Origin of the sequence: Pseudomonas sp. Sample_21, from assembly GCF_004307525.1 — a bacterium.
Lineage (GTDB): Bacteria > Pseudomonadota > Gammaproteobacteria > Pseudomonadales > Pseudomonadaceae > Aquipseudomonas > Aquipseudomonas atacamensis.
The window spans coordinates 19,553-41,146 of sequence record NZ_RCNZ01000065.1; the positions used below are offsets into that span (position 1 = coordinate 19,553).

At 58.3% G+C, this 21,594-nt stretch carries 21 protein-coding genes and 3 tRNA genes; 20 read left to right on the top strand and 4 right to left on the bottom strand.

Annotated elements, in window-relative coordinates; all coding sequences use genetic code 11:
- The first annotated feature begins 1 nt into the window (after position 1).
- Positions 2–478, top strand: coding sequence for a transcription elongation factor GreA (greA, locus tag D8U71_RS10865; RefSeq protein ID WP_038861135.1), 477 nt, complete (start codon positions 2–4; stop codon positions 476–478).
- Between the two features lie 28 nt (positions 479–506).
- Complete coding sequence (locus tag D8U71_RS10870) at positions 507–911, top strand: hypothetical protein (RefSeq protein WP_016771762.1); 405 nt, start codon at positions 507–509, stop codon at positions 909–911.
- A 9-nt stretch (positions 912–920) separates the two neighbouring features.
- Here D8U71_RS10870 and D8U71_RS10875 read toward each other — a convergent pair whose 3' ends face one another.
- Positions 921–1,229, bottom strand: coding sequence for a YhbY family RNA-binding protein (locus tag D8U71_RS10875; RefSeq protein ID WP_016771761.1), 309 nt, complete (start codon positions 1,227–1,229; stop codon positions 921–923).
- A 101-nt stretch (positions 1,230–1,330) separates the two neighbouring features.
- On the opposite strand from D8U71_RS10875, the gene rlmE reads away from it, so the two are divergent.
- From rlmE to D8U71_RS10960, 16 genes are all read left to right on the top strand, one after another.
- Entirely contained in the window at positions 1,331–1,960 is a 630-nt protein-coding gene (gene rlmE, locus D8U71_RS10880; RefSeq protein WP_016771760.1) for a 23S rRNA (uridine(2552)-2'-O)-methyltransferase RlmE, read from the top strand.
- Positions 1,961–2,162: 202 nt separating this feature from the next.
- Positions 2,163–4,070, top strand: a complete 1,908-nt coding sequence (ftsH, locus tag D8U71_RS10885) for an ATP-dependent zinc metalloprotease FtsH (protein WP_016771759.1) — start codon at positions 2,163–2,165, stop codon at positions 4,068–4,070.
- Positions 4,071–4,078: 8 nt separating this feature from the next.
- A complete protein-coding gene (gene folP, locus D8U71_RS10890; RefSeq protein WP_130887753.1) occupies positions 4,079–4,930 on the top strand; it encodes a dihydropteroate synthase in 852 nt (283 codons plus the stop codon).
- Positions 4,931–4,946: 16 nt separating this feature from the next.
- Positions 4,947–6,284 carry a phosphoglucosamine mutase gene (gene glmM / locus D8U71_RS10895; RefSeq protein WP_130887754.1) on the top strand — a complete coding sequence of 446 codons (1,338 nt, stop codon included), beginning with the start codon at positions 4,947–4,949 and terminating at the stop codon, positions 6,282–6,284.
- A gap of 65 nt (positions 6,285–6,349) precedes the next feature.
- Complete coding sequence (tpiA, locus tag D8U71_RS10900) at positions 6,350–7,105, top strand: triose-phosphate isomerase (RefSeq protein WP_056782873.1); 756 nt, start codon at positions 6,350–6,352, stop codon at positions 7,103–7,105.
- 4 nt (positions 7,106–7,109) lie between these two features.
- Positions 7,110–7,493: a preprotein translocase subunit SecG gene (secG, locus tag D8U71_RS10905; RefSeq protein ID WP_016771756.1), complete on the top strand. Its 384-nt coding sequence runs from the start codon at positions 7,110–7,112 to the stop codon at positions 7,491–7,493.
- 22 nt (positions 7,494–7,515) lie between these two features.
- Positions 7,516–7,601, top strand: a tRNA-Leu gene (locus D8U71_RS10910).
- 97 nt (positions 7,602–7,698) lie between these two features.
- Positions 7,699–7,775, top strand: a tRNA-Met gene (locus D8U71_RS10915).
- Between the two features lie 139 nt (positions 7,776–7,914).
- Positions 7,915–8,373: a ribosome maturation factor RimP gene (rimP, locus tag D8U71_RS10920; protein ID WP_125927170.1), complete on the top strand. Its 459-nt coding sequence runs from the start codon at positions 7,915–7,917 to the stop codon at positions 8,371–8,373.
- A 47-nt stretch (positions 8,374–8,420) separates the two neighbouring features.
- Positions 8,421–9,902, top strand: a complete 1,482-nt coding sequence (gene nusA, locus D8U71_RS10925) for a transcription termination factor NusA (RefSeq protein ID WP_024011569.1) — start codon at positions 8,421–8,423, stop codon at positions 9,900–9,902.
- 27 nt (positions 9,903–9,929) lie between these two features.
- Positions 9,930–12,458, top strand: coding sequence for a translation initiation factor IF-2 (gene infB, locus D8U71_RS10930; RefSeq protein ID WP_024011570.1), 2,529 nt, complete (start codon positions 9,930–9,932; stop codon positions 12,456–12,458).
- Between the two features lie 159 nt (positions 12,459–12,617).
- Entirely contained in the window at positions 12,618–13,019 is a 402-nt protein-coding gene (rbfA, locus tag D8U71_RS10935) for a 30S ribosome-binding factor RbfA (protein WP_016771753.1), read from the top strand.
- Positions 13,020–13,023: 4 nt separating this feature from the next.
- Positions 13,024–13,941, top strand: coding sequence for a tRNA pseudouridine(55) synthase TruB (gene truB, locus D8U71_RS10940; protein WP_024011571.1), 918 nt, complete (start codon positions 13,024–13,026; stop codon positions 13,939–13,941).
- A 143-nt stretch (positions 13,942–14,084) separates the two neighbouring features.
- On the top strand, positions 14,085–14,354 hold the full coding sequence (rpsO, locus tag D8U71_RS10945) for a 30S ribosomal protein S15 (protein ID WP_016771751.1): 270 nt from the start codon (positions 14,085–14,087) through the stop codon (positions 14,352–14,354).
- Positions 14,355–14,558: 204 nt separating this feature from the next.
- Positions 14,559–16,664 carry a polyribonucleotide nucleotidyltransferase gene (gene pnp / locus D8U71_RS10955; RefSeq protein WP_024011572.1) on the top strand — a complete coding sequence of 702 codons (2,106 nt, stop codon included), beginning with the start codon at positions 14,559–14,561 and terminating at the stop codon, positions 16,662–16,664.
- Positions 16,665–16,821: 157 nt separating this feature from the next.
- Positions 16,822–16,894 (top strand) — tRNA-Thr (locus D8U71_RS10960).
- A gap of 20 nt (positions 16,895–16,914) precedes the next feature.
- Here the strand turns inward: D8U71_RS10960 and D8U71_RS10965 are convergent.
- Both D8U71_RS10965 and D8U71_RS10970 read right to left on the bottom strand, forming a co-directional pair.
- Complete coding sequence (locus tag D8U71_RS10965) at positions 16,915–17,256, bottom strand: type II toxin-antitoxin system HicB family antitoxin (protein WP_016771749.1); 342 nt, start codon at positions 17,254–17,256, stop codon at positions 16,915–16,917.
- Entirely contained in the window at positions 17,253–17,504 is a 252-nt protein-coding gene (locus D8U71_RS10970) for a type II toxin-antitoxin system HicA family toxin (RefSeq protein WP_130887755.1), read from the bottom strand. Before D8U71_RS10970 ends, D8U71_RS10965 begins: the two co-directional genes overlap by 4 nt.
- Positions 17,505–17,859: 355 nt before the next feature.
- Between D8U71_RS10970 and D8U71_RS10975 the strand changes: the two genes are divergently transcribed.
- Positions 17,860–18,159, top strand: coding sequence for a DUF6388 family protein (locus D8U71_RS10975; protein WP_076565788.1), 300 nt, complete (start codon positions 17,860–17,862; stop codon positions 18,157–18,159).
- Positions 18,160–18,246: 87 nt separating this feature from the next.
- Here D8U71_RS10975 and nadC read toward each other — a convergent pair whose 3' ends face one another.
- Positions 18,247–19,095 (bottom strand): carboxylating nicotinate-nucleotide diphosphorylase, encoded by an 849-nt coding sequence (nadC, locus tag D8U71_RS10980; protein ID WP_130887756.1) that lies wholly within the window; start codon positions 19,093–19,095, stop codon positions 18,247–18,249.
- A gap of 267 nt (positions 19,096–19,362) precedes the next feature.
- On the opposite strand from nadC, the gene D8U71_RS10985 reads away from it, so the two are divergent.
- Entirely contained in the window at positions 19,363–21,540 is a 2,178-nt protein-coding gene (locus D8U71_RS10985) for a DUF1631 domain-containing protein (protein ID WP_130887757.1), read from the top strand.
- Positions 21,541–21,594: the final 54 nt, after the last annotated feature.

Genomic DNA, 21,594 nt, shown 5'->3' on the forward strand with positions numbered 1-21,594 from the left:
CATAACCAAGTACCCAATGACTGTTCAGGGCGCTCGCGCCCTGGAAGAGGAGCATGCTCACCTGACCAAGGTCGTCCGTCCGAAGCTCAGCCAGGACATCGGTACGGCCCGCGAGTTGGGTGACTTGAAGGAAAACGCTGAATACCATGCTGCCCGCGAACAGCAAGGCATGGTCGAAGCGCGTATTCGTGACATCGAAGGCCGGATTCAGAATCAGGTCATCATCGATGTCACGACCATTCCTCACACCGGTAAAGTGATTTTCGGTACTACCGTCGAGATCGCCAACGTCGAGACTGATGAAAGCGTCACTTACCACATCGTGGGTGAGGATGAGGCTGACTTCAAACTCGGCAAGATCTCCGTCGGTTCGCCGCTGGCCCGCGCCTTGATTGGCAAGGAAGAGGGTGACGTCGTCGCCGTCAAAACGCCAAGCGGCGTGATCGAGTACGAGATTGTCGAAGTTCGTCACATCTGAAAGAAGGCGCCCGCTGCATGCGGGCGCCATGCTTTGGCAACTGACCCAGATGCTTTGGGTCGGTGGCCTATGGTTGATTCATATCGGTTTGCAGCCGGCGTTGGGCCAGATCGGCCTGGCGCCGCTGTTGATCGACGAAGTGGCCAGTGCATTCGAAGTGCTGGTGGTGGGGTTCGCCGCTCTGTGCGTGATCTTTCAGGCTTTGGTGCTGGTACAGGCCGAGGGCCTTGGCAGTCTATGGCGGGATTTTCGCGGGCAGGTGCTGTTGATGGCGTTGTACGCGTGCGCGATGTATGTCGCTGTGCGTGTCGGCTGGCCGGATGCGCAGCGCTGGCAGGTATTCAGTTATCTGGTGCTGGGATTTTCCGGGCTGGTGCTGGTCATGCAGCCGGTGCCGGGATGGAGTGGCAGGGTGCGCGAAGCACACCCTTGACCCTGCACATCACTTGAAGCGATGAACGTTCGACAGCTGCTTGTTGGCGCTGAAGTTCTTGCGGTAGACCAGAGCCATCTTGCCGATCACCTGAACCAGGTCCGCTTTGCCGACCTTGCACAGTTCGGCGATGTGCGCCAGGCGCGACTCGCGATCGAGGATATTGAGCTTGATCTTGATCAGCTCGTGATCGGCCAAGGCGCGTTCAAGTTCGGCTAAAACACCTTCAGTCAAACCGTTGTCCGCTACCGTCAACACTGGTTTGAGGTGGTGGCCGATGGATTTGTACTGTTTCTTCTGCTCTGGAGTGAGCGGCATAATCTGACCCTTTCGTCTGGATTCTGTAAAATGGCGGCCATTTTACCCGAGGGTTCGTGGATCCGCCCAACTAATCACGACCCTAATCATCGAGGTGCCCAATGGCGCGTTCCAAGACAAGCCTTGGTTGGCTGAAAAGACATGTCAACGATCCTTATGTGAAGCAGGCGCAGAAGGATGGCTACCGCTCGCGTGCAAGTTACAAACTTCTGGAGATCCAGGAAAAATACAAACTCATCCGTCCGGGCATGAGCGTGGTCGACCTCGGCGCGGCGCCGGGTGGCTGGTCCCAGGTGACCAGTCGGTTGATCGGCGGTCAGGGTCGTCTGATCGCTTCGGACATCCTGGAAATGGACAGCATTCCGGACGTGCATTTTATCCAGGGCGACTTCACGGAGGACTCGGTGCTCGCTGAAATCCTGGAGGCCGTGGGTAATTCGCAGGTGGACCTTGTGATTTCCGATATGGCCCCCAATATGAGTGGTACGCCCGAAGTGGACATGCCCAAGGCCATGTTCCTCTGTGAGCTGGCGCTGGACCTGGCGGAACGGATCCTCAAGCCCGGTGGCAATTTCGTCATCAAGATTTTTCAGGGCGAAGGGTTTGACGTTTATCTGAAGGATGCTCGGAAGAAATTCGACAAGATCCAGATGATCAAGCCAGACTCTTCCCGTGGCAGCTCCCGTGAGCAGTACATGCTGGCCTGGGGTTATCGCGGCGGTGATGCGTAAAACAAGGTTTTTCGGCGGGGCGATAGGTTTTTCATATTTCGCTCTGCGGGCATAAGCGAATATTGTGTAGAAAGTGTTTCACAAAGGGTTACAGACGGCGCCTGCCAGAGTTGTAGGTAATGTAGTAAGTTAGGCCGGTGAATATCATGCGAAGCGCGCGCCAGTAGCGGAGCTTGCTTCAGAGGGTAGTTAATTGAACGATATGGCAAAGAATCTGATCCTGTGGTTGATCATCGCGGCAGTCCTGGTGACGGTGATGAACAACTTCTCCAGCCCTAACGAGCCGCAGACCCTCAACTATTCCGACTTCATCCAGCAGGTCAAGGATGGCAAGGTCGAGCGCGTAGCCGTTGACGGCTATGTGATTACCGGCAAGCGCACCGATGGCGACAGCTTCAAGACCATTCGTCCGGCAATTCAGGATAATGGCCTGATCGGCGATCTGGTCGACAATCATGTTGTGGTTGAAGGCAAGCAGCCTGAACAGCAAAGCATCTGGACTCAGCTCCTGGTGGCCAGCTTCCCGATCCTGGTGATCATCGCGGTGTTCATGTTCTTCATGCGCCAGATGCAGGGCGGCGCCGGTGGCAAGGGCGGGCCGATGAGCTTCGGCAAGAGCAAGGCACGCCTGCTCTCCGAAGATCAGGTGAAAACCACTTTGGCTGACGTTGCCGGTTGCGACGAAGCCAAGGAAGAAGTCGGCGAGCTGGTCGAGTTCCTGCGTGATCCGGGCAAATTCCAGCGTCTGGGCGGGCGTATCCCGCGCGGCGTGCTGATGGTCGGCCCGCCGGGTACCGGTAAAACCTTGCTGGCCAAGGCGATTGCCGGCGAAGCGAAAGTGCCGTTCTTCACCATTTCCGGTTCCGACTTTGTCGAAATGTTCGTCGGTGTCGGCGCGAGCCGCGTCCGCGACATGTTCGAGCAGGCCAAGAAGCACGCCCCTTGCATCATCTTCATCGACGAAATCGATGCCGTAGGTCGCCATCGTGGCGCCGGCATGGGTGGCGGTCATGACGAGCGTGAGCAGACTCTCAACCAGTTGCTGGTAGAGATGGACGGCTTTGAAATGAATGACGGCATCATTGTTATTGCTGCGACCAACCGTCCGGACGTACTCGACCCTGCGCTGCTGCGTCCGGGCCGTTTCGACCGTCAGGTGGTCGTCGGCTTGCCGGATATTCGTGGTCGCGAGCAGATTCTGAAAGTGCACATGCGTAAAGTGCCAATGGGCGACGACGTTGCTCCGGCAGTGATCGCACGTGGTACTCCTGGCTTCTCGGGTGCTGACCTGGCCAACCTGGTCAACGAAGCGTCGTTGTTCGCTGCTCGTAGCGGCAAACGCATCGTCGAGATGAAAGAGTTCGAACTGGCGAAAGACAAGATCATGATGGGCGCCGAGCGCAAATCCATGGTCATGTCCGAGAAAGAAAAGCAGAATACTGCTTACCACGAAGCCGGCCACGCCATCGTTGGTCGCGTCGTGCCTGAGCATGATCCGGTCTACAAGGTGTCGATCATCCCGCGCGGTCGTGCGCTGGGTGTGACCATGTTCCTCCCGGAAGAAGATCGTTACAGCCTGTCCAAACGTGCGCTGATCAGCCAGATCTGCTCGTTGTACGGTGGCCGTATCGCAGAAGAAATGACCCTGGGCTTTGACGGTGTAACCACCGGTGCGTCCAACGACATCATGCGTGCAAGTCAGATTGCCCGGAACATGGTGACGAAATGGGGCCTGTCGGAAAAACTCGGTCCGCTGATGTATGCCGAAGAAGAGGGCGAAGTGTTCCTCGGTCGCGGCGGTGGCGGCCAGGCTGCCAGCTTCTCCGGTGAGACCGCCAAGCTGATCGACTCCGAAGTGCGCAGCATCATCGATCAGTGCTACGGCACGGCCAAGCAGATCCTCACGGATAACCGTGACAAACTGGATGCCATGGCTGATGCGCTGATGAAGTACGAAACCATCGATGCCGAGCAGATTGACGACATCATGGCCGGCCGCACACCTCGCGAACCTCGCGACTGGTCGGGTGGCACCGGTACGCCTCCGCCGCCTGTCGTGCAGGACGAGCGTCCGGAAAAACCGATTGGCGGTCCGGCTGCTGACGTTTAAGGCTTGAAATGACTTCTGTACAGTCCCTAACCTGGTTGCCTTGCGGCAACCGGGTTCTTGATTTGGCCCAGACGCATGTCATGGGCATTCTCAATGTCACTCCTGATTCTTTCTCCGATGGTGGTCGCTATAGCCAGCTCGATGCGGCTTTGCGCCACGCCGAAGCGATGGTGTTGGCTGGCGCGACGCTGATCGATGTCGGCGGCGAATCGACCCGGCCGGGTGCGCGAGCGGTCTCTCCTCTGGAGGAACTTGAGCGCGTCGCGCCGATTGTCGAGCTGATCAATCGCGAGCTGGATGTGATCATCTCGGTCGATACTTCCACCCCGGCAGTCATGCGCGAAACCGCACGGCTCGGTGCCGGCCTGATCAATGATGTGCGTTCGTTGCGTCGCGATGGTGCGCTGGATGCGGCGGCGGCGACAGGGTTGCCGGTCTGTCTCATGCATATGCTCGGCGAACCGGGGGATATGCAGGACAATCCGCGGTATCAGGATGTCACTCGCGAGGTCGGTGAGTTTCTCGCCGAACGCATGGACCAGTGCGCGCAGGCGGGCATTCCTGCCGAGCGGATCATTCTCGATCCCGGCTTCGGCTTCGCCAAAACCCTGCAGCACAATCTAAGCTTGTTCAAGCACATGGAGGCCCTGCATGCGCTGGGTCGACCTTTGCTGGTAGGTGTTTCGCGCAAGAGTATGATTGGCCACGCTTTGAATCGTCCCGTGGGCGAACGTCTGCATGGCGGCCTGGCGCTGGCAGCGCTGGCGTCGGTCAAGGGCGCGCGGATATTGCGTGTCCACGATGTGCCGGAAACTGTCGATGTAGTGCGAATGATCGCGGCCGTAGAATCAGCCGAATAAGAATGATGGAGCACTTATGAGCAAGAAATATTTTGGTACCGACGGCATTCGCGGTCGCGTAGGTGAATACCCGATCACACCTGACTTCATGCTCAAGCTCGGCTGGGCGGCTGGCATGGCTTTCCGCAAGATGGGTGCCTGCAAGGTGCTGGTCGGCAAGGACACGCGGATCTCCGGCTATATGTTCGAATCGGCACTGGAGGCGGGCCTGACCTCGGCGGGTGCCGATGTGATGCTGCTCGGCCCGATGCCGACACCTGCCATCGCCTATCTGTCGCGCACTTTCCAGGCAGAGGCCGGGATCGTGATCAGTGCATCGCACAACCCGCATGATGACAACGGCATCAAGTTCTTCTCCGGCAAAGGCACCAAGCTGCCGGATGAATTGGAATTGATGATCGAAGAGTTGCTCGATACGCCGATGACCGTCGTCGAGTCGAGCAAGATCGGCAAAGTCTCGCGAATCAATGACGCATCGGGTCGCTACATCGAGTTCTGCAAAAGCAGTGTGCCTACCGGGACCAGTTTCGCCGGTCTGAAAATCGTCATCGATTGTGCGCACGGTGCCACTTATAAGGTTGCACCGAGCGTCTTCCGTGAGCTGGGTGCCGAAGTCGTCGTGCTGTCTGCTCAGCCGAACGGGCTGAACATCAACGATAACTGCGGTTCCACGCATATGGGGCCGTTGCAGGCCGCCGTTCTGGCTGAACATGCGGACCTGGGTATCGCCTTCGATGGTGATGGTGATCGGGTATTGATGGTCGATCACACCGGCACCATCGTTGATGGTGACGACCTGCTGTTCATCATTGCTCGCGATCTGCATGAGCGTGGCAAGTTGCAGGGTGGCGTCGTCGGTACATTGATGAGCAATCTTGGTCTCGAGCTGGCCTTGGCGGATCTGTCGATCCCGTTCGTTCGCGCCAATGTCGGTGACCGCTACGTGATTGCCGAGCTGCAAGAGCGCAACTGGCTCGTTGGCGGGGAAAACTCCGGGCATGTGGTCTGCTTCAACCACACCACCACGGGCGATGCGATCATCGCGGCTCTGCAGGTGTTGATGGCTCTGAAATCCCGCAACGAAGGTTTGGCGCAAACGCGGCAGGCTTTGCGCAAGTGCCCTCAGGTGCTGATCAACGTTCGCTTTGGCGGCGGTGAAAGCCCGCTGGAGCATCCGGCTGTCAAGGAAGCCAGTGCCCGTGTCACTCAGGCGATGGCGGGGCGCGGTCGCGTGCTTCTGCGCAAGTCCGGCACAGAGCCTCTGGTGCGCGTAATGGTCGAAGGCGAGGACGAAAACCAGGTTCGCGGCTATGCCGAAGAGCTGGCAAAACTGGTAACCGAAGTTTCTGCCTGATACGGCTTGCAAGCCATGATTGTGTTGGGTAACATCTGCGCCCACTTTGACCGACGAGGTACAGCATGCGTCGCCCTATGGTAGCTGGTAACTGGAAGATGCACGGTACCCGCGCCAGCGTCGCTGAGCTGATCAACGGCCTTCGTCATCTGGCCTTGCCAAGCGGTGTTGATGTCGCGGTGTTCCCGCCTTGCTTGTATATCAATCAAGTGATTGATGGCTTGAAAGGCAAGTCGATTTCGGTCGGCGCGCAGAATTCTGCGGTGGAAGCCATGCAAGGTGCGTTGACTGGTGAGATTGCTCCCAGCCAACTGGTGGATGCAGGTTGTTCCCTGGTGCTTGTCGGGCACTCCGAACGCCGCCAGATTATGGGCGAGCGAGACGGGATGCTGAATCGCAAGTTCGCAGCGGCACAGGCATGTGGCTTGACTCCGGTGTTGTGTGTAGGGGAAACCCTCGAGCAGCGCGAAGCCGGAAAAACTCTTGAAGTTGTCGGGCGTCAGCTGGGCAGCATCATCGAGGAGCTGGGTGTTGGTGCCTTTGCCAAGGCAGTGATTGCATACGAGCCGGTCTGGGCCATTGGTACTGGGCTGACTGCAACGCCGCAACAGGCTCAGGATGTGCATAAAGCCATTCGCGAGCAGTTGGCGGCAGAGAATTCTGAAGTCGCACGAGGTGTGCGGCTTCTATACGGCGGCAGCGTGAAGGCGGCCAATGCGGTCGAACTGTTCGGCATGCCGGATATCGATGGGGGGCTCATTGGTGGAGCTTCCCTGAATGCAGATGAGTTCGGTGCGATCTGTCGCGCCGCGGGAAACTGAAAAAATGCTGGAAACAGTCGTAGTCGTTTTTCATCTGCTGGGTGCATTGGGCGTAGTTGCTCTGGTTTTGCTGCAGCAGGGTAAGGGTGCGGACGCTGGCGCGTCTTTCGGAGCAGGTGCTTCAAATACTGTGTTCGGAAGCCAAGGTTCCTCTACCTTTCTTAGTAAGTTTACTGCTATACTTGCCGCCGGTTTCTTCATAACCAGCTTGGGGTTAGGTTACTTTGCTAAAGAGAAAGCTCATCAGCTGACTCAAGCAGGTCTTCCAGATCCAGCAGTGTTGGAAGTACCTAAGCAACAACCGGCTTCTGATGATGTCCCGGTGCTTCAAGAGCAAAAGTCGGCTACTCCAGCGACTGACGTGCCTCCAGCTCAAGAGCAGAAGTAAGAAGAGTTCCAAGCGTAGTATCGCCGAGGTGGTGGAATTGGTAGACACGCAACCTTGAGGTGGTTGTGCCCATAGGGTGTAGGGGTTCGAGTCCCCTTCTCGGTACCAATTAGTCAGGAGAGCCCGCTGTTGCGGGCTTTCTTGCAGGTGGAAGGTTACATTGACCCTAAAAGGGATCGGTCGTATACTTCCGCCCCAGCTTTGTCGCGGGGTGGAGCAGTCTGGTAGCTCGTCGGGCTCATAACCCGAAGGTCGTCGGTTCAAATCCGGCCCCCGCAACCAGTTTAAGGAGCCCCTTTTAAGGGGCTTTTTGTTAGCTGGATACTTTCAACGCCGCTGTTCGACGGCGTTTCAAGGATGGGCGTTATGCCCATTTTTTTATTTTGCAAAGCATGCACATATCATGCACTAGGGGGTTCAGGTGTCGAGCAAGCTAGAAGAGTTGCAGGCCTTGCTGGCCCCGGTGGTCGTGGCCCTGGGCTATGAATGCTGGGGTATCGAGTTTTCGGCTCAGGGTCGTCACTCGATGTTGCGCGTTTATATCGATAAAGAGGGTGGCGTGCTGGTGGACGATTGCGCCATTGTCAGCCGTCAGATCAGCGGTGTTCTGGATGTTGAAGATCCTATCTCCGTTGAATACACCCTTGAAGTTTCCTCGCCTGGCATGGAGCGCCCGCTGTTCACTCTTGAGCAGTTTGCCCAATTTGCCGGTGAACAAGTGAAGATCAAGCTGCGCTCGCCTTTCGAAGGTCGACGCAATTTTCAGGGCCTTCTGCGCGGTGTAGAAGAGCAGGACGTCGTGGTGCAGGTAGAAGACCACGAGTTCCTGTTGCCGATCGATATGATCGACAAGGCCAACATTATTCCCAGTTTTGACTGAGACGCGGATCCCGCGGATCCAATGGCTTGCGAAAGGCGAGGCGTACGATGAGCAAAGAAGTACTGCTGGTTGTTGAGTCGGTATCCAATGAAAAGGGTGTACCGGCAAGCGTAATTTTTGAAGCGCTGGAGCTGGCTCTGGCCACTGCTACCAAAAAGCGTTTTGAAGACGAAGTGGACCTGCGTGTGGAAATCAACCGCCACACCGGTTCCTACGAAACCTTCCGTCGCTGGACGGTCGTCGAAGAGAATGATCTCGACGATCCGGCCATCGAGACCTGGCCAAGCAAGGTTGCCGAAACGCATCCTGGTGCCAAGGTCGGTGACGTCGTCGAAGAGAAAATCGAATCCATCGAATTCGGCCGCATCGCTGCACAGACTGCCAAGCAGGTCATCGTGCAGAAAGTTCGCGAAGCCGAGCGCGCTCAAGTGGTCGACGCCTATCGCGAGCGCCTGGGAGAAATCATCTCCGGCACCGTGAAAAAAGTCACCCGCGACAACGTGATCGTCGATCTGGGCAACAATGCTGAAGCGTTGCTGGCCCGTGAAGACATCATTTCTCGCGAAACCTTCCGTGTCGGCGTGCGTCTGCGTGCGCTGCTCAAGGAAATCCGCACCGAGAACCGCGGCCCGCAGCTGATCCTGTCGCGTACCGCGCCGGAAATGCTGATCGAGCTGTTCCGTATCGAAGTGCCGGAAATCGCCGAAGGCCTCATCGAGGTCATGGCCGCCTCCCGTGATCCGGGTTCGCGAGCCAAGATCGCCGTCCGCTCCAAGGACAAGCGCATCGACCCACAAGGTGCCTGCATCGGTATGCGCGGTTCGCGCGTCCAGGCGGTATCGGGTGAGTTGGGCGGTGAGCGTGTTGATATCGTGCTGTGGGACGACAACCCGGCCCAGTTCGTCATCAACGCCATGTCCCCGGCCGAGGTTGCGGCAATTATCGTTGACGAAGATGCCCATGCCATGGACATCGCCGTTGGCGCAGACAATCTGGCTCAGGCCATCGGTCGCGGTGGTCAGAACGTGCGTCTGGCCAGCCAGTTGACTGGCTGGACCCTGAACGTGATGACCGAATCGGACATCCAGGCTAAGCAGCAAGCAGAAACCGGCGACATCCTGCGCAACTTCATCGACGAACTGGAAGTCGACGAAGAACTGGCTCAGGTGCTGGTAGATGAAGGCTTCACCAGCCTGGAAGAGATTGCCTACGTACCGGTGGAGGAAATGCTCAACATCGACGGCTTTGACGAGGACATCGTCAACGAGCTTCGTGCTCGCGCCAAGGATCGCTTGTTGACCAAAGCCATCGCTACTGAGGAAAAGCTGGCAGACGCCCATCCGGCCGAAGACCTGCTCTCGCTTGAGGGTATGGACAAGGATTTGGCGATGGAACTGGCGGTGCGCGGCGTAATTACCCGCGAAGACCTGGCCGAGCAGTCTATTGACGACCTGCTCGACATCGACGGCATTGACGATGATCGTGCCGGCAAGTTGATCATGGCCGCCCGAGCCCACTGGTTCGAGTAATTAGGCGCGGCCTGAGGAGAGAAGTGCATGACGCAAGTCACGGTGAAACAACTGGCCGATGAGGTCAAAACACCGGTAGAGCGCCTGTTGCAGCAGATGCGTGAGGCAGGTCTGCCGCACACCGCCGCCGACGAAAATGTGACTGACAGTGAGAAGCAATCCCTGCTGACTCACTTGAAGAGCAGTCACAAGGCGAAAGTGGAAGAACCACGCAAGATCACGCTGCAGCGTAAAACCACCAGCACCCTGCGTGTGGCTGGTAGCAAGAGCATCAGCGTTGAAGTTCGCAAGAAGAAAGTTTTCGTACAGCGCAGCCCGGAAGAAATCGAAGCCGAGCGCAAGCGTGAACTGGATGAGCGTCGCGCAGTAGAAAATGCTGCCCGTCAGAAGGCTGAAGAAGAAGCCAAGCAGCGCGCCGAAGAAGAAGCGCGTCGCCAGCCTGCTGCTGCGCAAACCGCTGCCAGCGACGCCGTTGCGGCGCCGGCTGCCGCTGCCGAACCTGTTCGCGAAAGCGCACCGGTGGCTGCTGCTCCTGCTCCATCGGCTGACGTTCGCAACAAGCAGAACGAACAGCGCCGTCCGGACAAGCCACGTGCCGACGACAACAATCGTCGCAGCGGTGGTGGTGATGGCGAGCGCAAAAACGCTCCGCATCGCGCATCGGTCAAAGAAAAAGCCCCGGCGCCACGTGTGGCGCCACGCACTACCGACGAAGAAAGCGATGGCTTCCGTCGTGGTGGTCGCGGCAAGGCCAAGCTGAAGAAGCGCAACGCCCACGGTTTCCAGAGCCCGACCGGCCCTGTCGTGCGTGATGTGCAGATCGGCGAGACCATCACGGTTGGCGATCTGGCCAATCAGATGTCGGTCAAAGCGGCTGAAATCATCAAGTTCATGTTCAAACTGGGTACCCCAGCGACCATCAACCAGGTGCTTGATCAGGAAACTGCTCAACTGGTAGCCGAAGAACTGGGCCACAAAGTGACCCTGGTCAGCGACACCGCTCTGGAAGATTCCCTGGCCGAGTCCCTGAAGTTTGAAGGTGAGTCGTTCTCCCGTGCACCAGTCGTGACCGTAATGGGCCACGTTGACCATGGTAAGACTTCCCTGCTCGACTACATCCGTCGTGCCAAGGTAGCTGCTGGCGAAGCCGGCGGTATCACCCAGCACATCGGTGCATACCACGTTGAGACTGATCGCGGCATGGTCACTTTCCTCGACACCCCGGGTCACGCCGCGTTTACCGCAATGCGTGCCCGTGGTGCCAAGGCGACCGACATCGTGATCCTCGTGGTTGCAGCGGACGACGGTGTGATGCCGCAAACCATCGAAGCGGTTCAGCATGCTCAGGCAGCTGGCGTGCCGCTGGTGGTAGCAGTGAACAAGATCGACAAGCCGGGCGCCGATCTCGATCGCATCCGCAGCGAGCTGTCGGTTCACGGCGTGACTTCCGAAGACTGGGGTGGCGACACGCCATTCGTTCCGGTTTCGGCGAAGATGGGTACTGGCGTGGACGAGCTGCTTGAAGCCGTTCTGCTGCAGGCCGAAGTTCTCGAACTGAAAGCTACTCCTTCCGCTCCTGGCCGTGGTGTGGTGGTTGAATCGCGTCTCGACAAGGGTCGTGGCCCGGTGGCAACCGTGCTGGTTCAGGACGGTACGCTGCGTCAAGGCGACATGGTCCTGGTCGGTTCGAACTACGGCCGTGTACGTGCCATGCTCGACGAGAACGGCAAGCCAATCAAGGAAGCCGGTCCATCCATCCCTGTCGAGATCCTCGGCCTGGACGGTACCCCGGACGCTGGCGACGAGATGAGCGTGGTTGCCGACGAGAAGAAAGCCCGTGAAGTGGCTCTGTTCCGTCAAGGCAAGTTCCGCGAAGTCAAACTGGCTCGCGCTCACGCCGGCAAGCTGGAAAACATCTTCGAAAACATGGGTCAGGCCGAGAAGAAGACGCTCAACATCGTCCTCAAATCCGACGTCCGTGGTTCGCTGGAAGCGTTGAACGGTGCCTTGAATGGCCTGGGCAACGACGAAGTACAAGTGCGCGTCGTGGGTGGCGGTGTCGGTGGTATCACCGAATCCGACGCCAACCTGGCACTGGCTTCCAACGCTGTACTGTTCGGCTTCAACGTGCGTGCCGATGCCGGCGCTCGCAAGATCGTCGAGCAGGAAGGTCTGGATATGCGTTACTACAACGTGATCTACGACATCATCGAAGACGTCAAGAAAGCCCTGACCGGCATGCTCGGCAGCGATGTTCGCGAGAACATCCTGGGTGTGGCCGAAGTGCGTGACGTGTTCCGTTCGCCGAAGTTTGGCGCGATCGCCGGTTGCATGGTGATCGAAGGTGTCGTGCACCGTAACCGTCCGATCCGTGTACTGCGTGAAGACATCGTTATCTTCGAAGGCGAGCTGGAATCCCTGCGCCGCTTCAAGGATGACGCTTCCGAAGTACGTGCCGGCATGGAATGCGGTATCGGCGTGAAGAGCTACAACGACGTCAAAGTCGGCGACAAGATCGAAGTCTTCGAGAAGGTTCAGGTTGCTCGCAGCCTCTGACTCGCGCACTTCAAGGGCCACGATGGGCCGTAGCATGCAAATGCACGGCACAGCGTCCGGACTCTAAACGCAACGCCCGGTCTGGCTTTTGTCAGGCCGGGCGTTTGCCGCTTTCAGACCTTGCGGGTTTCACCGCTGGGCAGTAACAGGTAACAAATCATGGCAAAAGAATACAGCCGTACCCAACGTATCGGCGATCAGATGCAGCGCGAGCTGGCGCAACTGATCCGTCGCGAAGTCAAAGACCCGCGCGTCGGCCTGGTCACCATCACCGCTGTGGAAGTGTCCCGTGACGTCGGTCACGCGAAGATTTTCATCACCGTGATGGGTCAGGACAACGCTGAAGACATCGCGCAAAGCATCAAGGTGCTCAATGCCGCCGCAGGCTTCCTGCGCATGCAGTTGGCCCGCGAAATGAAGCTGCGCAGCGTGCCGCAATTGCACTTCCACTACGACGAATCCGTCGTGCGTGGCGCGCATCTGTCGGCATTGATCGAGCGCGCCGTGGCTGAAGACAATCAGCACGTTGCCGCTCCAGCACCTGAAGACACCAAGGAGTAATTCGGTGGCTCAGGTCAAACGTATCCGTCGTAACGTCAGCGGCATCATCCTGCTCGACAAGCCGTTGGGGTTCACCTCCAACGCTGCCTTGCAGAAGGTGCGCTGGCTGCTCAATGCCGAGAAGGCCGGGCACACCGGCAGTCTCGATCCGTTGGCCACCGGCGTGTTGCCGCTGTGCTTCGGCGAGGCGACCAAGTTCTCGCAATACCTGCTCGATTCCGACAAGGGCTACGAGACCCTGGCGCAACTGGGCAAGACTACCACCACGGCCGATGCCGAAGGCGAGGTTTTGCAGGAGCGTCCGGTGACCGTTGGTCGCGCCGATGTCGAAGCGGTTCTGCCGAAATTTCGCGGGCAAATCAGTCAGATACCGCCGATGTACTCGGCACTCAAGCGTGATGGCCAGCCGCTGTACAAACTGGCACGTGCAGGCGAAGTAGTGGAGCGCGAACCGCGTTCTGTTACTATTGCGCGCTTGGAATTGCTGGCCTTCGAAGGCGATACTGCGCGGCTTGCGGTGGACTGCAGCAAGGGCACCTATATTCGTACCCTGGTGGAGGATATCGGTGAGCAACTCGGTTGTGGTGCGTACGTCGCAGAACTGCGCCGGACCCAGGCCGGGCCTTTCACCCTGGCGCAGACCGTGACCCTCGAAGAGCTGGAAGCGGTACATGCCGAAGGCGGCAACGAAGCGGTCGATCGCTTCCTGATGCCATCGGACAGCGGCCTGCAGGATTGGCCGTTGCTGCACTTCTCTGAAGCGAGCGCGTTCTACTGGCTCAACGGCCAGCCGGTACGTGCCCCGGATGCGCCGAAGTTCGGCATGGTGCGAGTACAGGATCACAATGGTCGTTTCATCGGTATCGGTGAAGTGAGCGAAGACGGGCGCATCGCGCCGCGTCGCTTGATTCGGTCAGAATGACCGGAACCGGTCTGCGTTAAGCGGGCCGGCGAGTGTGGCTGTTAACAGGCATGGTCACTACTCATTTATAGATACAGGGATTTGTCCCTGGCCTGTTGAAGCTGTTTCCCTGAAACAGTTTCCTGATAAGGAAGGATTGCCTCATGGCTCTCGACGTTCAAGAAAAAGCTCAAATCGTTGCTGACTACCAGCAAGCTGTTGGTGACACTGGTTCGCCAGAAGTGCAGGTTGCACTGCTGACCGCCAACATCAACAAACTGCAAGGTCACTTCAAGGCCAACGGTAAAGATCACCACTCCCGTCGTGGTCTGATCCGCATGGTTAACCAGCGTCGCAAGCTGCTGGACTACCTGAAAGGCAAGGACGTAAGCCGGTACGCCGCGCTGATCGCTCGCCTGGGTCTGCGTCGCTAATCAGCGATTGCGCTATGAGGTTGGTGGTCTGTCGGGCGTCAGCGGTTTTCCGCTGGCGCCTTGCAGGCTCCCAGCCTCAAGTTTTATCTGCAGCATGGCTTTACCTGTAGCACCCGGACAATTGCCATCGGGCCGATTCCCGAGATTGCCCAAGAATTCGCAAGAAACCGTTTCCCCCAAGAGCCACAAAGAAGGTAGGACACCGTGAACCCGGTAATCAAAAAATTCCAGTTCGGTCAATCGACCGTTACCCTCGAGACAGGCCGTATCGCCCGTCAGGCCTCCGGCGCAGTATTGGTCACCGTTGACGACGACGTTAGCGTGTTGGTGACTGTTGTCGGTGCAAAGCAAGCCGATCCGGGCAAGGGCTTCTTCCCTCTGTCCGTTCATTACCAGGAAAAGACTTACGCCGCCGGTAAGATCCCTGGCGGTTTCTTCAAGCGTGAAGGCCGTCCTTCCGAGAAAGAAACCCTGACTTCCCGACTGATCGACCGTCCGATCCGTCCGCTGTTCCCAGAAGGCTTCATGAACGAAGTGCAGGTTGTCTGCACCGTCGTTTCCACCAGCAAGAAGACCGATCCGGACATCGCTGCGATGATCGGTACCTCGGCTGCCCTGGCCATTTCCGGCATTCCGTTTGACGGCCCGATCGGCGCCGCTCGCGTGGCTTTCCACGAAAGCACCGGCTACCTGCTGAACCCGACTTACGAGCAGCAGGCCGCTTCGAGCCTGGACATGGTCGTTGCCGGTACTTCCGACGCCGTGCTGATGGTTGAATCGGAAGCCAAAGAGCTGACCGAAGACCAGATGCTGGGCGCGGTACTGTTCGCTCACGACGAATTCCAGGTTGTGATCAACGCAGTTAAAGAACTGGCTGCCGAAGCCGCCAAGCCAACCTGGAACTGGGCTCCTGCGCCAGAAGCCACCGAACTGCTGGGCGCTATCCGTGCCGAGTTCGGCGAAGCGATCTCCCAGGCTTACACCATCACCATCAAGGCCGACCGTTACGCTCGCCTGGGTGAGCTGAAGGACCAGGTGGTTGCCAAGCTGTCCGGTGAAGAAGGCCAGCCAAGCGCTGCTGAAGTCAAAGCAGCCTTCGGCGAAATCGAATACCGCACCGTTCGCGAAAATATCGTTAACGGCAAGCCACGTATCGACGGTCGCGACACCAAGACTGTACGTCCGCTGAACATCGAAGTTGGCGTTCTGCCGAAGACTCACGGTTCGGCACTGTTCACCCGTGGCGAAACCCAGGCGCTGGTTGTGGCAACACTGGGCACCGCCCGTGACGCGCAACTGCTGGACACCCTGGAAGGCGAAAAGAAAGACCCGTTCATGCTGCACTACAACTTCCCGCCGTTCTCGGTAGGCGAGTGTGGTCGCATGGGTGGCGCCGGTCGTCGCGAAATCGGTCACGGCCGTCTGGCCCGTCGTTCGGTTTCGGCCATGCTGCCAGCCGCTGACGTGTTCCCGTACACCATCCGCGTGGTGTCGGAAATCACCGAATCCAATGGTTCGAGCTCGATGGCTTCCGTGTGCGGCGCTTCCCTGGCACTGATGGACGCTGGTGTACCGATGAAGGCACCGGTGGCCGGCATCGCCATGGGTCTGGTTAAAGAAGGCGAGAAGTTCGCCGTCCTGACCGACATCCTCGGCGACGAAGATCACCTGGGCGACATGGACTTCAAGGTAGCCGGTACCGCCAAAGGTGTTACTGCGCTGCAGATGGACATCAAGATCAAGGGCATCACCGAAGAGATCATGGAAATCGCTCTGGGCCAGGCCCTTGAAGCGCGCCTGAACATCCTCGGCCAGATGAACCAGATCATTGGCCAGTCGCGTACCGAACTGTCGGCCAACGCTCCGACCATGATCGCGATGAAGATCGACACCGACAAAATCCGTGACGTTATCGGTAAAGGTGGCGCGACCATCCGTGCGATCTGCGAAGAAACCAAGGCTTCGATCGACATCGAAGACGACGGCTCGATCAAGATCTTCGGCGAAACCAAGGATGCCGCAGAAGCTGCTCGTCAGCGCGTTCTGAGCATCACTGCAGAAGCCGAGATCGGCAAGATCTACGTCGGCAAGGTTGAGCGCATCGTCGACTTCGGCGCATTCGTCAACATCCTGCCGGGCAAGGACGGTCTGGTGCACATCTCGATGCTGAGCGACGCTCGCGTAGAGAAAGTCACCGACATTCTGAAAGAAGGTCAGGAAGTGGAAGTGCTGGTACTGGACGTGGACAACCGCGGCCGTATCAAGCTGTCCATCAAAGACGTGGCAGCTGCCAAGGCTTCGGGCGTTTAATCACCCCAACGCTTTAGCGCAATGAAGATGCCCCCGCCGTGCAAACGGCGGGGGCATTTTTTTATCTGAAATAAAGAAATTGTAGTTCTCAAAAGAAAACCATCAGACAACCCACAAATTTGCCGCAGCTCGAGACCGGTGCTAGGTTTAGCCCACCGCCCGTGTAGCTCAGCCGGTAGAGCAGCGCACTCGTAACGCGAAGGTCGCAGGTTCGATTCCTGTCTCGGGCAAAAAATTTTCGCCTTCGGTTTTATGCGTGGTGTTGGAGGTATTCGTTCAGTGCTTGACGTGTCAGATCATTCAACGACACATTTTGACGGGTTGCCGCCAGAGCCGCTGCTAAATGCAGATCGTGACCTATGCGAACATTGAACGATCCTTTGCATGGGATTTCAGGCTTCTGCCCGAGTTGCTCACAGGTTTGTAAATAGTCATCTACCGCCTCGCGAAAGGCTGCTTCCAGTTCAGCCACCGTTTGTCCTTCATAATTAACCAGCGCCCTGATGAAAAGGAGTTTTCCGAACAGGCACTTATCTTCCGTGCTCGCCTCGATAGAGCCAACATAGCCTTTGTAGTGCAGCTGGGAACTCATGGAATCAGGCCTCCTGTTTTCAGTTGCTCGATAATCTGGCGTCTTGCGTATGTTTTGATTTCATTTCCGGGATGTGGCTTGTGCAGGTTGATCAATGCGCTCGGATTCCCGTTGTCGAATTTGATCCTGCTACCGGATCCTTCCAGTTGGGAGTAACCAAGACGACCTAACAGAGTGACAAGCTCGGACCAAGTGAATGCGCTGTGCCCGTTGATTAGCTTGGCGAGAAGTTTTTCAGTCTTTGACATGCTGGCCTATGATTGCAACTGAATATAGTTGCCTGTTTTTGGGCGGTCAATGTGAAGGTTTCGTTCGTCGTAACCTCAAAAGCGATGGGTGAGGATTTATACGCAGTGGATTTCGCGCATGGAAACAGGAAACTGTAACCAAGCGAGTACCACTCTTCATTTCATTCCCCCGGTTGCACTGGCTTGCGTCTCTGTTAGGATTCCTTTGTCCCAGACAAGCAAGCACCGTTGTTTTCAGATGATCCACGAATGGTCCTGAAGGCCAGGAAAAACCGAGCTTCCAATGGCTTCCTGCGTCAGAGAGATCCTTGATGATCCAGATCCATCCTCCATTCCTAAGATCAGCGAGAACCCCATGACTGAATTGACCCAAGAGCAACGCCACGAACAAGCGCTGGAAAAATACCTTCTGGATGTGCCGGACCTGAAGGATGAGATCAAGGATCTGAGTCCCGATGATCAGAAAGACCAGATCCAGTGGGCCTTCGAAGACGAAGCCGAAGCGCAGGGCTTGCAGCCGTGGGAGCTGACCCTCAAGTACACGAGCACGCCGGAGGAATTCGAGGCGCAGCGCCTCGTGCTGCACAAGGAAGCGGCGGAAGTATTGGGTGTTGAGTGGGAAGAGTACTGCGAGATGAATAATCTCGTCGTATAAGAGCAGCTGCGAGCTTCTAGCTACAAGCTGCAAGTCAAAGCAGAGTCGCTTGGCTTGTAGCTTGTAGCTTGTAGCTTGCCGCTGCGTTTAGAGGCTCAGTCGCATCGACAAGTCCACCGCTTTGACATCCTTGGTCATCGCACCAATCGAAATGTAATCCACGCCCGTTTCGGCGATCGGCAGCAGCGTGCTTTCGTTGATGCCGCCGCTGGCTTCCAGTTTCGCTTTGCCGGCGGTCAGGCGTACCGCTTCGCGCATGTCGTCCAGGCTCAGTTCGTCGAGCATGATGATGTCGGCGCCGGCTTCCAGCGCCTGCTTCAGCTCTTCAAGACTTTCCACTTCGATCTCCACCGGTTTGCCCGGGGCGATCTTGTGTGCGGCGGCCACGGCTTCGGCGATGCCACCAGTGGCGGCGATGTGGTTTTCCTTGATCAGGAAGGCGTCGTAGAGACCGATGCGATGGTTGTGGCAGCCGCCGCAGGTTACGGCGTATTTCTGTGCCAGACGCAGGCCGGGCAGGGTTTTGCGGGTGTCGAGCAACTTGACCTGCGTCTCGCCGACGAAGTCTGCCAGGTACTGCGCGCGCGTCGCCACGCCGGACAGCAACTGCAGGAAGTTCAGCGCGCTGCGTTCACCGGTCAGCAGTGAGCGCGCCGGGCCTTCCAGATGAAACAGCGGCTGATTGGCTTTGACCCGCTGGCCGTCGACCACTTGCCAATGCACCGCCACACGCGGATCGAGCTGGCGAAACACCGCATCGACCCATGCGGTGCCGCAGATGACGGCGTCGTCACGGGTGATGATGGTGGCTTTGGCCAGGCGTTCGGCCGGGATCAGTTGCGCGGTGATGTCGCCGCTGCCGACGTCTTCGAGCAACGCACGGCGCACGTTGTTTTCGATTTCGGCGGTCAGATCGGCGAGACGTAGATTCGGCATAACGGACTCCACAAACAAAGTGGTTCGATTATAGGGGCAGGGCGTGAGCCAACCCAAGGCGAGAACGTGCGTGCCTGGCGCATCTGGTCGATTTTCCTGCGCTGAGTGCGAGGTGTATGACGTATAGGGGAAACCCTGAGGCCTATAGCATCGTCGACCTCTTTTGCCAGATAATCCGCCTTGTATTTGACGTCATGGCTTTGACGAACGACTCCGCTGGGGCAGTGTCGAAAGCGACGAACCGAATCACCGTTCCAGGAGGCTTGGATGCGCAACGACGGGAAAGTGGTGCCTTTGCACCGGGCGACTGCCGATCTGGCGGACCACTCGCCGCTTGCCCGCTTGCCGGTGATTCTGTTGCAGGTTCGCGACAAGGCTGCGCAGCAGCTGCGCCACGATTTGCAGGAGCTGTTCGATAACGCCGACGACACGCTGTTCGAAATGGCCGACCGGGCGCGCAACGACGTCGATCAGAACATCTTTTTCGAAGCCATGCGCGACCTGCGCCTCAAGCGCAAGAATATCGAGCGCGGCTTTCTTGAACTGTTCTTTGAAGCCTTCGCCGGCCTTACCCAATACGACCCCGCCGCCAACACCCTGCCACGCACGCCGGTGGTCGAAGAGTCGGCGCCGCGCACCGATGCCATGGAGCGTACCGTCGCCGTGCAGACCATGGTCAGTCGCGTGCTCAAGCGCGACGGCTTCGCTCTCGATCAACTGACCGCACGCTTCAGCTCGATGCTCGGCAAGCGTCTGGACGATCAGCACAACCCGCTGAGTCCGGCGATGCTCTGCGAATATTTCCTGCAGGCCGGGCGTAACCTCGGCGTCGAGATCAAGGTCAAGCTGATCCTGCTCAAGCTGTTCGAACGTTACGTGCTGGCTGACACCGAGCAGCTGTATGGCGAAGCCAATCAGCTGTTGCTCGCGACCGGCGTGTTGCCACATCTGAAGCCCGCCGTGGCTCGTCGCATGGTCGAGCCTGCGGACAGCGACACATTGATTGAAGATCTCGACGAGCCGCCAGCGGACGAAGGCATCGAGGAAGTGTTCGCAGCGATGCAGCAATTGCTCGCCCAGGTGCGCGGCCGCGTCACACCGACCCTGGAGCCCGGCGCCCCGGCGCATCCGATCAACACCCGCGACCTGCTGCGGTTGTTGTCGCACTTGCAGCAATACGTACCGGCGCTTGAGGCTCAGGAGGATTTCGATCTGCGCCATCAGCTCGAACAACTGCTGACCCGGGTCAGCGTCAGAAGTGGCCGCTCCCGCGTCGTCGCGACTGCTGACGAAGATGTGATCAACCTGATCGCCATGGTCTTCGACTGCATCCTCGACGATCGCAACGTGCCTGACGCGCTCAAGGCGCTGATCGGCCGATTGCAGATTCCGATGCTCAAGGTCGCCGTGCTGGACAAGAGTTTCTTCAGCCGCAGCACGCACCCGGCGCGGCGCCTGCTCAACGAAATCGCCGAGGCCGCAATGGGCTGGAGCGATTGCGACGGCGCTGAGCGCGACAGCCTCTACGTGCGCATCGAGCAAGTGGTGCAGCGTTTGCTGAGCGAGTTTGTCGACGACCCGGCGATCTTCTCCGAACTGCTCGCCGACTTCCTCGCCTTCACTCAGGAAGAACGCCGTCGCACTGAACTGCTGGAACAACGCTTGCGGGACGCCGAGGAAGGCCGGGCGAAGGCCGAGCTGGCTCAGCGGCGTGTCGCGCAGGCGTTGCAACAGGCGCTACTGGGCAAAGTGCTGCCGGCGACGGTGGTGAGTTTCGTCCAGCAGGCCTGGAGCAAAGTGCTGTTGCTGACCTGCCTCAAGCACGGCGATCAGTCCGCCGAATGGCACGCCGACGTGCAGACCATGGAACAGTTGGTCTGGAGCGTGCAGCGCCATGACGACGGCGAATCCAGCCTGCGCCTGCTGGCACTGGTCCCGGGTTTGCTCAAGTCACTGCGCGATGGCCTGAGCAGCACCGCGTTCGACCCGTTTGCCACCAGCGAATTTTTCAGTGAGCTGGAGGCTCTGCACGTACGCGTGCTGGAACGTTCCGACGATGCCGAGCACAGCGCCATGCCGCTGATCGAAGTCACGCCCGAGGTCTTGCAGCACAGCGCCGACCAGGCAGCAGCCACCCCGGCGCCGCGCCTGGCGCAAGACGCTGCCAGTCTGTCTCAGGTCGAGCAGTTGCGTGTGGGCCACTGGGTGGTGTTCGACGCAGACGACGAACAGAGCTTGCGTTGCAAACTCGCCGCGATCATCGAAGAGACCGGCAAATATGTCTTCGTCGACCGCACCGGGACGAAGGTGCTGGAGCACAGCCGCACCGACCTCGCCTTGGCTTTCAGCCGTGGCGCCGCGCGTGCGCTGGATGACACCTTGCTGTTCGACCGCGCACTGGAATCGGTGCTGGGCGACCTGCGGCGACTCAATCGCGGCAAGTGATCGCGCGGCGGGGGCGGATCGCGGCATACTGGGCGCCCACATGGTCGGCGTTGA